This window comes from Thiobacillus denitrificans, from assembly GCF_001530125.1.
Classification (GTDB): Bacteria; Pseudomonadota; Gammaproteobacteria; order Burkholderiales; family Thiobacillaceae; genus Thiobacillus; species Thiobacillus denitrificans_C.
Genome location: NZ_LDUG01000018.1, coordinates 262,307 through 276,565 on the forward strand (window position 1 = coordinate 262,307; position 14,259 = coordinate 276,565).

The 14,259-nt window shown below is 62.2% G+C and carries 13 protein-coding genes and 1 pseudogene; 7 read left to right on the plus strand and 7 right to left on the minus strand.

All coding sequences use genetic code 11. From position 1 onward, the window contains the following. Nucleotides 1-3: 3 nt before the first annotated feature. Nucleotides 4-540: a D-glycero-beta-D-manno-heptose 1,7-bisphosphate 7-phosphatase gene (gene gmhB / locus ABW22_RS06505; protein WP_059753528.1), complete on the plus strand. Its 537-nt coding sequence runs from the start codon at nt 4-6 to the stop codon at nt 538-540. An 81-nt stretch (nt 541-621) separates the two neighbouring features. Here the strand turns inward: gmhB and ABW22_RS17965 are convergent, their stop codons facing one another. Beyond that, complete coding sequence (locus tag ABW22_RS17965) at nt 622-795, minus strand: hypothetical protein (RefSeq protein WP_157648571.1); 174 nt, start codon at nt 793-795, stop codon at nt 622-624. A 15-nt stretch (nt 796-810) separates the two neighbouring features. Here ABW22_RS17965 and ABW22_RS06510 point away from each other — a divergent pair, with 15 nt between their 5' ends. From ABW22_RS06510 to gloA, 3 genes are all read left to right on the plus strand, one after another. Continuing rightward, nucleotides 811-1,533, plus strand: a complete 723-nt coding sequence (locus ABW22_RS06510; protein ID WP_059753531.1) for a lysophospholipid acyltransferase family protein — start codon at nt 811-813, stop codon at nt 1,531-1,533. Nucleotides 1,534-1,555: 22 nt separating this feature from the next. Further along, nucleotides 1,556-2,221, plus strand: coding sequence for a M48 family metallopeptidase (locus ABW22_RS06515; protein WP_237763253.1), 666 nt, complete (start codon nt 1,556-1,558; stop codon nt 2,219-2,221). 668 nt (nt 2,222-2,889) lie between these two features. Further along, nucleotides 2,890-3,303 carry a lactoylglutathione lyase gene (gloA, locus tag ABW22_RS06520; protein WP_059753739.1) on the plus strand — a complete coding sequence of 138 codons (414 nt, stop codon included), beginning with the start codon at nt 2,890-2,892 and terminating at the stop codon, nt 3,301-3,303. Between the two features lie 27 nt (nt 3,304-3,330). Here gloA and ABW22_RS06525 read toward each other — a convergent pair whose 3' ends face one another. Further along, nucleotides 3,331-3,942 carry a DUF4202 domain-containing protein gene (locus tag ABW22_RS06525; protein ID WP_059753534.1) on the minus strand — a complete coding sequence of 204 codons (612 nt, stop codon included), beginning with the start codon at nt 3,940-3,942 and terminating at the stop codon, nt 3,331-3,333. A gap of 184 nt (nt 3,943-4,126) precedes the next feature. Between ABW22_RS06525 and ABW22_RS06530 the strand changes: the two genes are divergently transcribed. Further along, nucleotides 4,127-5,206 (plus strand): alkene reductase, encoded by a 1,080-nt coding sequence (locus tag ABW22_RS06530; protein WP_059753538.1) that lies wholly within the window; start codon nt 4,127-4,129, stop codon nt 5,204-5,206. A gap of 105 nt (nt 5,207-5,311) precedes the next feature. On the opposite strand, the gene ABW22_RS06535 is transcribed toward ABW22_RS06530, so the two are convergent. The 5 genes from ABW22_RS06535 to ABW22_RS06555 all read right to left on the minus strand — a co-directional run bounded on the left by ABW22_RS06535 (nt 5,312) and on the right by ABW22_RS06555 (nt 12,777). Continuing rightward, a complete protein-coding gene (locus ABW22_RS06535) occupies nt 5,312-7,234 on the minus strand; it encodes an LTA synthase family protein (protein WP_059753542.1) in 1,923 nt (640 codons plus the stop codon). A gap of 17 nt (nt 7,235-7,251) precedes the next feature. Next, nucleotides 7,252-8,019 carry a 16S rRNA (adenine(1518)-N(6)/adenine(1519)-N(6))-dimethyltransferase RsmA gene (gene rsmA / locus ABW22_RS06540; RefSeq protein WP_059753545.1) on the minus strand — a complete coding sequence of 256 codons (768 nt, stop codon included), beginning with the start codon at nt 8,017-8,019 and terminating at the stop codon, nt 7,252-7,254. Between the two features lie 38 nt (nt 8,020-8,057). Then, complete coding sequence (gene pdxA / locus ABW22_RS06545) at nt 8,058-9,113, minus strand: 4-hydroxythreonine-4-phosphate dehydrogenase PdxA (RefSeq protein ID WP_059753547.1); 1,056 nt, start codon at nt 9,111-9,113, stop codon at nt 8,058-8,060. Nucleotides 9,114-9,128: 15 nt separating this feature from the next. After that, on the minus strand, nt 9,129-10,424 hold the full coding sequence (locus ABW22_RS06550; protein ID WP_419184920.1) for a peptidylprolyl isomerase: 1,296 nt from the start codon (nt 10,422-10,424) through the stop codon (nt 9,129-9,131). Nucleotides 10,425-10,581: 157 nt separating this feature from the next. Beyond that, nucleotides 10,582-12,777: an LPS-assembly protein LptD gene (locus ABW22_RS06555; RefSeq protein ID WP_059753550.1), complete on the minus strand. Its 2,196-nt coding sequence runs from the start codon at nt 12,775-12,777 to the stop codon at nt 10,582-10,584. A gap of 57 nt (nt 12,778-12,834) precedes the next feature. Here ABW22_RS06555 and ABW22_RS06560 point away from each other — a divergent pair, with 57 nt between their 5' ends. After that, nucleotides 12,835-13,842 (plus strand): aminoglycoside phosphotransferase family protein, encoded by a 1,008-nt coding sequence (locus tag ABW22_RS06560; protein ID WP_059753554.1) that lies wholly within the window; start codon nt 12,835-12,837, stop codon nt 13,840-13,842. Nucleotides 13,843-13,883: 41 nt separating this feature from the next. Continuing rightward, a pseudogene (locus ABW22_RS17970) lies at nt 13,884-14,259 on the plus strand (nucleotidyltransferase family protein); the annotation flags it as partial.

Sequence of the window (14,259 nt, forward strand, 5' to 3'; positions counted from 1 at the left end):
GCCATGAATCTCATCATTCTCGACCGTGACGGCGTCATCAATTTCGACTCCGACCAGTTCATCAAGACTCCCGACGAATGGAAACCCATTCCCGGCAGCCTGGAAGCGATCGCGCGGCTGACGCGCGAGGGCTGGCGCGTGGTGGTGGCGACCAACCAGTCGGGCCTGGCGCGTGGGCTGTTCGAGATGGCGACGCTCAATGCCATCCACACCAAGATGCACAAGGCGGTGGGGCAGGCGGGCGGGCGCATCGAGGCGGTGTTTTATTGCCCGCATTCGGCCGAAATGGATTGCGGCTGCCGCAAACCCAAGCCGGGGCTGCTCGACGAAATCGCCGTGCGCTATGGTCGCGACCTGCGCGACGTGCCCGCCGTCGGCGATTCGCTGCGCGACCTGCTGGCGGCGGCCAGCGTGGGCGCCCGCCCGCTGCTGGTGAAAACCGGCAAGGGCGAGAAAACGCTGGCGGCAGGCGGCCTACCCGAGAACACGCCGGTGTTTGCCGACTTGAGCGAGGCCGTCGAATTCCTGCTCAAGGCTTAAGGCGTCAAGAATGGATAAATTGGATATTCGCCGGGGTGTATTTGCGCGCAGGCCACGAAGCAAGACGCGCCGTTGTGTCATTCACAACAAGCGGCTTGCGACAAAGGGATGCGTGCAAATACACTCCGGCCCGAAGGGTTGCACCGAATTCGCGCGTCTGCGGCGTTGCAAGCCTTGCCCAATGATGACATTGGGCGGCGCCTTGCGCCTTGCATCCATCACGAATTCGAAGCAACGAATGTCCAATTTATCCATTCTTGATGCCTTAGCATGAGCCTGATTCGCTCGTTGATTTTCGCGGTCCTGCAAACCACGCTGACGATTTTTTTCAGCGTGGTCGCGTTCCTCAGTTTTCCGTTTTCGGCGCATGCGCGCTACCGCCTGATCACCGGCTACAACCATATCGTGATCTGGCTGGCACGCTGGGTGCTCGGTATCCGCTACGTGGTGGAGGGGCGGGAAAACCTGCCGGTGCAGCCGGCCATCATTCTCGCCAAGCATCAGTCGGCGTGGGAAACGGTGGCTTTCCTTTGCCTGTTTCCGCCGGTCTCGCCGGTGATCAAGCAGGAACTGCTGAATGTGCCGTTTTTTGGCTGGGCATTCCGCATGCTCTCGCCCATCGCCATCGACCGCGGTGCCGGGCGCGAGGCGTTGAAGCAGATCGTCGCCCAGGGCCAGGAGAAGCTTGCGCAGGGATTTTGGGTGCTGGTGTTTCCCGAAGGCACGCGCGTCGCCCCGGGCGAAAAAGGCCGCTACGGCATCGGCGGCGGCTGGCTGGCGGCGGATACCGGCGCGCCCATCGTGCCGATTGCGCACAACGCCGGCGAAGTGTGGCCGAAGAATGCCTTCATCAAGCGTCCCGGCACCATCACCGTGCGCATCGGCCCGGTGATCGACCCCACCGGCAAGAGCGCGGCCGAACTCACCCGCGCGGTGGAAGCCTGGATCGAAACCGAAATGACGAGGCTGCCCCCTGCTGCCGCACACCAATAGCGGCGTCCTGCAGATCGGCGATGTGGCGGTGCCGTTTGCGCTCAAGCGCTCGCGCCGCCGCCGCACCCTGGGGCTGACCGTGACCGCGCGCGAAGTGCGCATCCACGCGCCGAGCTGGACCCCGCGCGCCGAAATCGATTGCTATGTGCGGCAGCAGCACGACTGGCTGCAGCGCGCCTGGACCCGCATGCAGACGCGCGTGCCGCAAGCCGGGACGGCATCTCTGGGGGAAGTGCGTTATCTCGGCCGCACCCTCGCGCTCGACATCCAGCCTTCCCTGTTCAGCGAGGTGCGGCGTCATGGCAACACCCTGCGCGTGCTTGCCCCGCACGATGCGGATGCCGGCGCCCTGATCCGCGCCTGGTTCCACACCCGCGCCGCACATCTTCTGGCCTGGCGCCTCGCGCGCATCGCGCGGAAACTGGGGCGCGCGCCCAGCCGCTTCGCACTGTCCAACGCCCAGACGCAGTGGGGCAGCTGCACCCAGCGCGGCCATGTTCGCCTCAACTGGCGGCTGGTGCAGGCACCGCTCGCGCTGATCGACTACGTCGCCGCGCACGAACTGGCGCATCTGATTCACCTTGACCACTCGCCGCGCTTCTGGGCGCAGGTCGTCGAATTGTGCCCCGATGCGTTGGCAAGGCGCGCCGAGTTGCGCACAATGAGCGCGGTGCTGTTTCAGGTTTGATTTTATAAGGCTCTTTCATCGTTATTTGTTGGTATTGGCCAGCACTGTGGGCGGGGCGTCCTCGCCCCGATTTGCGCGCCGTCGCAACCTTCACGGCATCGGCCCGGGGGCGGGCCTCCTACAACAGCCCCCCTGGCGGCGAGGTCTTTTGGTATTGGCCAGCGCTGTGGGCGGGGCGCCCTCGCCCCGAATTACGCACCGTCGCAACCGCCACGGCATCGGCCCGGGGGCGGGCCTCCTACAACAGCACCCCTGGCGGCGAGGTCTTTTGGTATTGGCCAGCGCTGTGGGCGGGGCGCCCTCGCCCCGAATTACGCACCGTCGCAACCGCCACGGCATCGGCCCGGGGGCGGGCCTCCTACAACAGCACCCCTGGTGGCGAGGCCTTTTGGTATTGGCCAGCGCTGTGGGCGGGGCGCCCTCGCCCCGAATTACGCACCGTCGCAACCTTCACGGCATCGGCCCGGGGGCGGGCCTCCTACAACAGCACCCCTGGTGGCGAGGCCTTTTGGTATTGGCCAGCGCTGTGGGCGGGGCGCCCTCGCCCCGATTTGCGCACCGTCGCAACCGCCACGGTATCTGGAGCGCTGCATTGAGCCGAAAAGTTACGATATCCAATTGTGTTTCTTCGTGTCCTTCGCGGACAAACGATTTTAAGGTTGATCATCATGCGAATCCTCCACACCATGCTGCGCGTTGGCGACCTCGATCGCTCGATTGATTTCTACACCCATGTCCTCGGCATGAAACTGCTGCGCCGCAAGGATTACCCGGGCGGCAAGTTCACCCTCGCCTTCGTTGGCTACGAAAGCGAGGACCGCGCGGCGGTGCTCGAACTCACCTGCAACTGGGGGGTGGAGAAATACGAGGTCGGCAGCGGCTACGGCCACATTGCCATCGAGGTCGACGATGCCTACGCTGCGTGCGATGCCGCCGCGGCGAAGGGCGGCAAGGTGCTGCGCCCGGCCGGACCGATGTCGCACGGCACCACGGTGATTGCCTTCATCGAGGATCCGGACGGCTACCCGATCGAGTTCATCCAGAAGGGCACCGCCGGGTGGGTGAAGGAATGGGCGGAGTGAAGGCGGCATCCACCCGCGTCGCCGCGCTTATGGACTGATTGCCTTGGTGATTAATGGCACCAGGGCCTCCGGCAGTTTGAGCTTGCCGGACAGGGCAAAGGCCTGGGCGCATTTCGACATTTTCTTCCATGTCTTGCGGATGATTTCCAGCCACTTCGCTTCATCGTAATCGGGCTTGTTTTGTGCGAAGGCCAGCATGTAATGCTCGATGAAGACCAGGCTGGCGACATCCTCCAGCATCTGCGTGTCCGGGTTGATCTTGATGCCGCGCTTGCCCACCGCCTTCTTGACGCACTCGATCATCGCCACGTCATAGCCGGCCTGGCGCATCAACTCGCCTGCAGTGTCCGCCTGGAACGTATACAGCCCGGTCCGCCAAGCGTGGTAGCCTTCCCTGGTCATCGGATACGTGTTGCGCGGCACCTTCCAGCGCTGGATGTGCTGGGCGCGCACCGCCAGCTGTGCCGCTTCGGATGCCTCCGGCGCAAAGCGGGCGATCATGTCCGACATGCGCTGGGCGTAGAGCAGTTCCTTCGGCTGGCCTTCATCCTGGTTGGGGTCTTCCGCATTGGCGGCATCGAACAGCGCCAGGGTTTGATTGAAACGGGCTTGACTGAAACCTGCCTGATTCTCGTTCATTTTTCTACTCCTTGGCCGCGGGCCGGTAATAAGCGTATGCAGGATTGTGGCCAGTATCGGGGCCGCAAGTAAATCCCGGCATTCGATCACCGGAAACTTGTATTCCGAAACTCAGCCTCAAGATAGGTCAAATGCGTTTTTCACCCCGCTCGCCCGCAATGTCCCAACCCAAAGGAATCCCAACATGACCGATCTGTTTTCACCTGCCCGCTTCGGCGCCATCGAACTGGCCAACCGCGTGGTGATGTCCTCGTTGACGCGTAACCGTGCCGGCGCCGGCAACGTGCCGACCCCGCTGATCGCCGAATACTATCGCCAGCGCGCGTCGGCCGGCTTGATCCTGACCGAGGCGACGCCGATTTGCGCGGAAGGCCACGGCTATCCGCGCACCCCCGGCATCCATACCCCGGAGCAGATCGCCGGCTGGAAGCAGGTGACCGGGGCGGTGCATGGCGCCGGCGGAAAAATCGCGCTGCAGTTGTGGCATGTGGGGCGGATTTCGCATCCCGACCTGCAGCCGGGCGGCGCCCTGCCGGTCGCGCCTTCGGCGATTCGCCCGGCCGGCCAGGTGTTCACCGGGCAGGGCATGAAGGATTTCGTGACGCCGCGCGCGCTTGAACTTGCGGAATTACCCGCGCTCGTCGCAAGCTTCGCCCAGGCCGCGCGCAATGCGGTGGAGGCGGGGTTTGACGGGGTGGAAGTCCATGCCGGCAACGGTTATCTGCTGGACCAGTTTTTGCGCTCGTCCACCAACCACCGCACCGACGCCTACGGCGGCAGCAAGGAAAACCGCGCGCGCCTGCTGCTGGAGGTGATGGAGGCGGTGTGCAGTGCAATCGGGAATGGCCGCGTCGGCCTGCGGCTGTCGCCGGTGACGCCGTTCAATGACATCCATGACGCCAACCCGCAGGAAACTTTTGACTATGTGGTCGCCGAACTCAATCCGCTGAAGCTCGCGTTTCTGGATGTGCTGCAGGGTACCGGCGGGATGCCGAGAGAGGAATGGATACCGTTTGACTATGCACAGTTGCGCGCGTTGTATAAAGGCAATCTGATTTTAAATAACGGGTATGTGTTTGAAACGGGCCAGGCAGCCGTCATGTCAGGCGAGGCCGATGCGATTGCGTATGGTCGAATCATTCTCGCAAACCCCGATCTGGTTGAACGGTTCCGTCAGGGCGCGCCATTAAATACACCTGATTACGACAAGCTGTATACCGGAGAGGAAAAAGGCTACACGGATTATGCTTTTCTGCCGGACTAGCCTTGGTTGATGTTGGCCGTGCAGGGATCAGCCGAAGTCTGATCGGCTGATTAAGCCTCAGGCACACCTGTTATGTGTACGCTGACTCAAGGCGAGATCCCAAAGTCACATTTTAAGTGAGCCATCTTTATAGGCGATGGACGCAGTTTGGTAATAAGCCACGGCTTCGTCGCGCAAACGTGAATCGAGGGCGGTCAGGGTGGCGCTCCCGTCCTTCGCATTAATCTGGAAAGTCTCGACATGTTGTTTAGGCCCGAGCACGGTTAGCTTTCCATCTTTCAAATACCCCAACTCCTGATAATTACTAATGAAAGCACGGCGGTTTTCGGCGCGCTGTTTATACACGGATTCACCAAAGAACCGGTTATCACCGCGCACGTTCAGGATATCCAGCAGGGTGGGTGGGATATCAATCTGGCTGGTCAAACGCGTATCTTCGCCCGCCGCAAGAAGGGCGGGGGCATAAAAAATCATCGGGATGTGATAACCGGGCACGGGAAGTTTGGTGCGGCCCGCAGCCGAGGCACAGTGGTCGGCAACAATGACAAACAAGGTGTTTGCAAACCAGGGTTTTTTGCGCGCCTTCTCAATGAAGTCTCCGATTGCGTAATCGGTGTACTTGACGCCACCCTCGCGGTGCCCCGGTGAGGGAATGTCGATTCGCCCCTCTGGATAGGTAAAGGGGCGGTGATTGGAGGTCGTCATGATCTGGGCCATAAATGGCTTGCCGGCGGCATGAATTCGATCAAGCTGGACCAGACTGTTGTCGAACAGGAATTCGTCCGCCACGCCCCAGACATTGGCAAATCCGACTGACGCTTTCGGGAAATCGGTTCGGTCTACTACCCGATAATCATTACTGGAAAAATAGGCGTTCATATTGTCGAAGTAGCCATATCCACCATATAGAAACAGGGTTTCAAAACCCTGGCGATGCAGGATTTCCCCTATCGTTGCCAAATGTTCGTTGCCTGGACGTCTGACGATGGCTTGTCCTGGAATGGGCGGCGTTGCCAGAGACAAGGCATCGAGTCCTCGAACCGTTCTTGTGCCAGTGGCATATAGCTGTGTGAATAAAACCCCTTCTTTCGCCAAGGCATCCAGCCTGGGCGTTAAACCGGTTTGATTGCCAAAGCTGCCGAGAAAACTGGTAGAAAGACTTTCTACCGAAATCAGTACCACATTGCGGGGCGCGTGCTTGAAGGGTGTGCTTTGAGTGTTATCGGTTGCGGGTTTGCGAAAGTTCGCATTTTGTAACCCTGTGGAGTGCAGGTCTTCGACGCCTAACTCATTCAGGATGCGAGTCGCCTGGGCGGGGGGCATCGTGGCATAAAAGCGTTCATAGTCGAGTTCGTTACGTTGATAGGCAGCGAAAAATGTCATCAAGCCGTTGCCAGAGAGTTCATTGGCGTAGGTGTTTTGAGAAAATTCCATCTGGTCGATGTTGCTCAGATGCAAGGTGCTCCAGGGGAGGAGCATTGCCAGCACGGCATACATGACCCTCCAGCTGGCTTGGGGTGCGGGTGCGGGCGCACGTCGGATGGGATGGCGAAACAGCCAAGTCAGTAACAGCGCCAATACAACCACCCCTGTAAGCAGAGCCGGTACCGAATAGGATTCGACGATATTGCCGATTACCTCATGCGTGTAAACCAGGTAGTCGACGGCGATAAAGTTGAAACGGGTTTCAAACTCTTCCCAGAAAGTCCATTCCGACAGTGCGACGAATAAAAAACTCACCGCAAACACAAAGAAAATCACCAGGCGCAATCCACCTTGCCAGCGTGTGTCACGCCAGCGCACGGGCCAAATTGCGGCCCACATCAGCATGGGGGCGAGTATCCAGAACAGTACGACAAAATCGAAACCCAGTCCGTGCAGGAAAAGGCCCGGCCACATTGTGAGTGGCACTTTATCCAGGCCTGCATGAAGGGTCAAAACCAGCCGCGTAAGACTCGCGATCGATAAAAAAAGGATGGCGAGGTGGATGAAGGGAATCGGTGTGCGACGCGTGAAGGGTAGTTTCATCAGGTGAGCGGCTCGACTTAAAGGGATGTCAGGTGCTGGGCAATAGCTTCATAGGCAGAAAGCGATAAGGCCTCTGCTCGCAAGCCAGCGTCAATATTCAAAGCGACAAAATCTTCGGGTTTGAGCAGGCTGCCGAGGGTGTTCTTCAGGGTTTTACGCCGTTGCGAAAATGCGGCCGCGACAACGCGTGCGAATACATGTTCGTTGAGTGGTACGACCTCATCTGATTTTTTCGGGATCAGGCGAACTACCGCAGAATTGACTTTGGGCGGCGGATTGAACGCCGTGGGCGGCACATCCAGGAGCCACTCCAGATGAAAGCGTCGCTGCAACATGACGGTCAACCGCCCATAGTCGTTGGTGGAAGGTTCGGCGACCATGCGCTCGACCACTTCCTTCTGCAGCATGAAATGCAGGTCACGGATGTGTTCGGAAAACTCGATCAGGTGAAACAGCAGTGGGGTGGAAATGTTGTAGGGCAGGTTGCCAATAATGCGCAGGTCGTGGCCCAGGGCGGCGAAATCGAATTTCAGCGCGTCGCAGCTGTGCACGGTGAGGCGCTCGGCCGGCCAGGTCCGCTGCAGGCGCGCGACGATGTCGCGGTCGAGCTCGACCGCATGCAGATGCGGCAGGCGTTCCAGCAGGGGGCGGGTCAGTGCCCCCAGGCCGGGGCCGATCTCGACGACGGTTTCCCCCGACAGCGGATGGATGGCATTGACGATCGCATGGATGATGCCGTCGTCGATGAGGAAGTTCTGGCCGAAGCGTTTGCGCGGGGTGTGCATTGGGGGGCGGAGAGTCGAGAGTGGAGAGTAGGGGGGTCTTAGCTGCGCTTCAAGTCCAGGGAATCCAGCACACCACTTCCCGCTCTCGACTCTCGACTCTCCGCTCTCGACTGCCTCCCAATCATCTCCAGCGCCACCTCGATCGCCGCCAGCAAACTGCTCACCTCCGCGCGCCCGCTGCCGGCGAGGTCGAGCGCGGTGCCGTGGTCGACCGAGGTACGGATGAAGGGCAGGCCCAGCGTGATGTTCACGCCGGCACCGAAGCTGGCGTACTTGAGCACGGGCAGGCCCTGGTCGTGATACATCGCCAGCACGGCGTCGCAGGGATCAACGCGGATGCGCGAGAACAGGGTGTCGGCGGGCAGCGGGCCGACGAGATCGATGCCCTCGCCGCGCAGGCGTTCGAGCGCGGGTTCGATGGTGTCGATTTCCTCGCGCCCGAGGTGGCCGGATTCGCCGGCGTGCGGGTTGAGCCCGGCCACCAGGATGCGCGGCCGGGCGATGCCGAATTTGGCTTGCAGGTCGGCGTGCAGGATGCGGATCACCTGGTCGAGCAGTTCGGGCGTGATGGCGTCGGCCACCTCGCACAGCGGCAGGTGGGTGGTGGCGAGGGCGACGCGCAGGCCGCCGCCGGCGAGCATCATGACGACCTTTTGCGTGCCGCTGTGGTCGGCCAGGTATTCGGTGTGGCCGGTGAAGGAAAAGCCGGCGTCGTTGATGACGGCCTTGTGCACCGGCGCGGTGACGACGGCGTGATACGACCCGTTCATGCAGCCGGCGAGGGCGGCGTCGAGCAGGGCCAGCACGTGGGCGCTGTTGCGGGGGTCGAGCACGCCTGCGATGACCGGCACGGCAACCGGCATATGGCGCACGTGCAGCGCGCCGGGCCGATGCGCGGGGATGGTGTCGCCGCTGACGAAGTCGACCGCGATGCCCAGTTGCGCGGCACGGGCGCGCAGCACGTCGACATCGCCCAGCACCGACAGGCGGCACGGCAGCGCCCGCTGCGACAGCGCAATGCAAAGGTCGGGGCCGATCCCGGCGGGCTCACCTGCGGTAAGCGCGAGCACGGGCAGTTCGGCTGCTTCACTCACGCCGGGTTGGCTCATTCAGTCGAGCGGGCGCAGTTCGACGTAGGCCGAATCGCGGATCTGCCGCACCCAGTCCTGGAAGGCTTCTTCGGCCTTGCGCTCGCGGATCGCCTGGCGTGCCAGCAGTTTCTGGCGTTCCTGGGTGACGTCCTGGTCGCGGCGCTCCAGCACCTGGATCAGGTGCCAGCCGAAGGGCGACTGGATCGGCGCGCTCACTTCGCCGGGCTGCAGGGCGTCCATGGCCTTCTCGAAGTCGGGCACGGTATCACCGGGGTTGATCCAGCCGAGGTCGCCGCCCTTGGAGGCGCTGGCGTCCTCGGAGTGCAGGCGTGCCAGTTCGTCGAATTTCACGTCGTGCTCGATGCGCTCCTTCAGTTGCAGCAGGCGGCTGCGGGCGTCGGCTTCCGAGGTGAGTTCGTTGGTCTTGATGAGGATGTGGCGCGTGTGCGTCTGGGTGACGCTGAGGGTGGCGTCGAGCCCGCGCTTGTTGTTGAGCTTGAGGATGTGGAAGCCGTTGCTGCTTTTCAGCAGCGGGGCGATCTGGCCGGGTTGCAGCGGCTTCAGCACATCGGCAAACATCGCCGGAATCTTGCCGCTGGCGCGCCAGCCGAAGGCGCCGCCCTGCAGCGCATTGTGGGCGTCGGAATAGCTGGCCGACAGCTGGGCAAAATCGGCACCCGCGGCGAGCTGGGCGAGGACCTCGTCGGCGCGGGCGCGGCGCGCCTGGATTTGCTCGGGCGAGGCGTTTTCCGGCACGGCGACGAGGATGTGGGAAAAGTCGTATTCCGTCTCCGCGCCCTGCTGCACCTGCGTTTGTAGATAGCCTTCTATCTCGGCGTCGCTGACGGCGACGCGGTTGTCGACGTCGCGTTCGCGGGCGCGTGCAATGAGGATTTCATTGCGGATGGTATTGCGCATGCTGTCGAGGCTCTGGCCTTCTTTTTCCAGCGCGGCCGCAAGGCCGGCAATGTCGAGCTTGTTCTGCGCGGCGATGCGCTGCAGCGCACTTTCGACCTGGGCCGGGTCGACCCGGATGCCGGTGCTGCGCGCATGCTGCTGCAGCGCCAGTTCGGTGACCATGCGTTCGAGCAGCTGTTTTTCCAGCGTCTCGCGCGGCGGCAGCGGCGTGTTCTGGCGCGACAGGCTCTGCGCCACTTCGGCGTAACGCTTGGCGAGTTCCTGGCGGGTGATGATTTCATCGTTGACGATGGCGACGATGTGGTCGAGCGGCTGCACGGCGGCGTGCGCCGGCAGCAGCGTCGATGCGGCGATCAGCAGGGCTAGCCCGGATGTTTTATAAATTCGCGTGATGATCGCGCAGGATTTTGTTTTGTAGGGGAGTTTTGTGAAGGAGCGGCGTAGTGGTTCATACGCCCGACTGAGCAAAATTTCCCTACGAAACAAAAGACCAGCGAGGGTGCGCGTCAATTTATGAAACATATGGGCTAATGCCCACTGCGGGCGGCGCCATTCAGGGCGTTTGAAGTATTTCATTACTAGGCCTGTATCCGGGAACACTTTGTTTCAAAACGTCGAGCGGGTTGGCGCCGAGACGCCCCATGCCACTCAACTCCAGTTGGAAAAACAGCGCATCGGTTGACTCGGTCTCCTTGGTGGCGAGGCGCTGGAACACGCCGCGCATTGCCCAGCAGCCGGCATTGTATTCAAGCCCCACCAGGCCTTCGACCAGCTTGTCGTCCTGGAACGAGTAGTTGTAGCGGAACATGCCGTACCAGCGCCGGCCAAGCGGCCACTGGCCGGATAGATCGATTTGTTCGGTGGTTTGGTCTATGAAGCGGTAGCCAAAGTTCAACGCGCGGCCCGGGCCGGGTCGGTAGGAGGCGCCGAGGTTCTGGCGGATGGTGGTGCCGTTCTGGGCGTCGAACTGCCACGCGGTGTCGATGCGCCAGTCGCGCGTGATCTGTCCGCTGACGGCGGCGAGCAGGTCGGTGGCATTGCTGGTGCGCGGTGCAACGCCGGGCAGGGTGACCTGCTGCGTGCTGAAATAATAGCGCTGGCCAAGCGTGACCTGCAGGCGTTCGAGACCGCTTTCCGCTTCGATGAAGCGGCTGGTGACCGCGAGCGTCAGTTGGTTGGCATCGTTGATGCGGTCGCCGCCGATGAACTGGTTTTCGGTGAACATCTGTACGTAGCTGAAATCCTGCAGCGCGGTGTCGAACACCGGGATATTGTCTTGATCGCGGAACGGCGCGAACACGTAATAGGCGCGCGGCTCCAGCGTCTGTTCGTAATCCTGCCCGGCAAAGCGAAACGGACGGTCGAAATAGACGCCGCTGTCGAGGCTGAAAATGGGCAGGTTGCGGCTGATGCGCTGCTGGTCGGTCGCGCTGTCGTCCAGCGCGTAATAGGTGCTGTGCCAGCCGATTTGCGGGGTGAGGAAGCCGAACGAGTTGGTGAGCGGCAGGCGCAGCGTCGGGTAGGCCAGCACCCGTGTGCCTTCGGTCAGGGTGGGGTGGGCAAAGCGGGTGGCTTCGCTTGCCAGCTTGAGTTCGAGTCCGTTGCCCAGGGTCTGCGCCATCCCCAGGCGGGCGTGCGGCAGCCGTGCATAGGGTTCGATAAGCGGGGTCAGTGCGGTGGAATCCTGCAGGGTCTGGAAGCTTTGTGCGCGCAGTTCGGCGTTCCAGTGGCCACGCTGCGTGGTCACCCAGGCTTCGCGGTTGAGGTGGCTGATCGAGGTGGCTGAAATCAGGTTGGACAGGTCGCGGAAATAATCGTCGTCCGACACGCGGTTGAACAGCATGCCTGCCTGGGTATTTGCGTTTACCTGATAGGTGTTGTTGAGCGCCACGCTCCAGCGCGAGCGGTCGGCCACGCTGTCGTTGGGCAGGTATTCGAGGCGGTTCACGCCGCGGGCCTCGCCCAGCAGATAGCGGAATTCGCCGCCCAGTTGCACGCCGCGCCTGGACAGCAGGCGCGGGTACAGCGTGGCGTCGTAATTGGGTGCGAGGTTGAGGTAGTACGGCACCAGGATGTCGAGGCCGCTGCGTTCGGTGGTGCCGAAGGTCGGCGCCAGCATGCCGGTCTTGCGTGCGTCGTCGAGCGGGAAGTCCATCCACGGCGTATACAGGATGGGCACGCCGAGGAAATGCAGCGAGGCATTGCGCGCGGTGCCGACGTTGCGGGTCTTGTCGATGTCGAGATCGCGCACCTTGAGGAACCAGTCGTCGTTGTCGACCGGGCAGGTGGTGTAGGTGGCGTCCTGCAGCGTGTAGTGGGTTTTGTCGATGAAATCGATGCGCTCGGCGTCGCCGCGCCCCGGCTGGGTCGTGAACCGATAGACCGGCTGGGTGAGTTCGCCGCTGTAATCGTTGAGGTTGAGCCTGAGCGAATCACCCGCCACCAGCAGCGCGGGCTGCTCCAGCCGCACATTGCCGCGTGCCTGCACGGCGTTCAGCGTGATGTCGTAGAGCAGCCAGTCGGCAAAGAAATTCTGTCCGGCCTGGCGGGCTTCCACGCGGCCGCTGGCTTCAACAATGCCGGGCGCGTTCGATTCGATGCGGTCGGCCATCAGGTACATCGGCCCTTCCGGACCGGCCACAGTAGCGCCTTTCATCTCGACATCCTTTTTCAGCGCGAACCCGTCCGCTGACGCGGAACTGGCGGCCAGCAACAACACGACGAGGGCAAAGCCGGGCAGGGTGGACAAGCGATGTAAAATCCGGGCCAAGGTTATTTGAAATAGCGTTATTCGGAGCAAGTGGCAGTGGAACGTTTGCAAGCATTACAGGACTGGGCCGCCCGACAACTGGGGGGCGATTCGCTGGACATCGCCCCGGCGTCGGCGGACGCCAGCTTTCGCCGTTATTTTCGCGTCACCGCCAAAGGCCACGATTATATCGTGATGGACGCGCCACCGGCGCATGAGGATTGCCGGCCGTTTATCGCCGTCGCCCGCTTGTTTGCCGATGCCGGGGTACACGTGCCGCAGGTGCTGGCGCAGGACCTGGACCAGGGCTTCCTGCTGCTGACCGATCTGGGCCATACCACCTATCTGTCTGCCCTCGAAGAAGCCGCATTCGATCAAGGCGTGGCGCGCGAACTCTACCTGGCGTCGAACGACGCGCTGATCCGCATCCAGCAGGCGAGCCGCCCCGGCGTGCTGCCGGAATACGACCGCGCGCTGCTCACCCGCGAACTGATGCTGTTTCCCGAGTGGTATGTGGCGAAGCATCTGGGCGTCGCCATCAACGCCGATCAGCAGGCCGTCCTTGACACCGTGTTCGGGCGCCTGCTCGCCAACAACCTGGCGCAGCCGCAGGTGTACGTTCACCGCGACTGGCATTCGCGCAATTTAATGGTGTCTGACCCCAATCCGGGGATCCTCGATTTCCAGGATGCGGTGTACGGCCCGATCACCTACGACCTCGCTTCGATCTACCGCGACGCCTACATCCAGTGGGACGAGGAGACGCAGCTCGACTGGGTGATCCGCTACTGGGAAAAAGCGCGCGCCGCCCGCCTGCCGGTGCCCGAGGACTTCGGTGCATTCTGGCGCGACTTCGAGTGGATGGGCGCGCAGCGCCATATCAAGGTGCTCGGCATCTTCGCCCGGCTGTATCACCGCGACGGCAAGGACGGCTATCTGAAGGACATGCCGCGGGTGATGCACTACCTGCGCCGCGTATGCGAGCGCTACGACGAGCTGAAGCCGTTGCTGTTTTTGCTCGATGCGCTGCAGGACAAGCAGCCGCAGGTGGGGTATACGTTTTGAATCCGGTGGCGATGATCCTGGCGGCGGGGCGTGGCGAACGCATGCGTCCGCTCACCGACCATGCGCCCAAGCCCCTGCTGGTGGTCGGCGGCAAGCCGCTCATCGTCTGGCATATCGAGCGCCTGCGCGCGGCGGGCTATATCCACATCGTCATCAACCATGCCCATCTCGGCCAGCAGATCGAGGCGGCGCTGGGGAACGGCGCCGCGTTCGGTGTGTCGATCGAGTACTCGCGCGAAGTCAGCGCGCTGGAAACGGCGGGCGGCATCGCCACCGCGCTGCCGCTCATCGATGCCGAGGTCTTTACCGTGGTGAACGGCGACATTTATTGCGAATACGATTTCAGCCATCTGGCCGAGCCGATGACGCGGCTCGCCGCCGGGAACGACCAAGCGCATCTGGTGCTGGTTGATAACC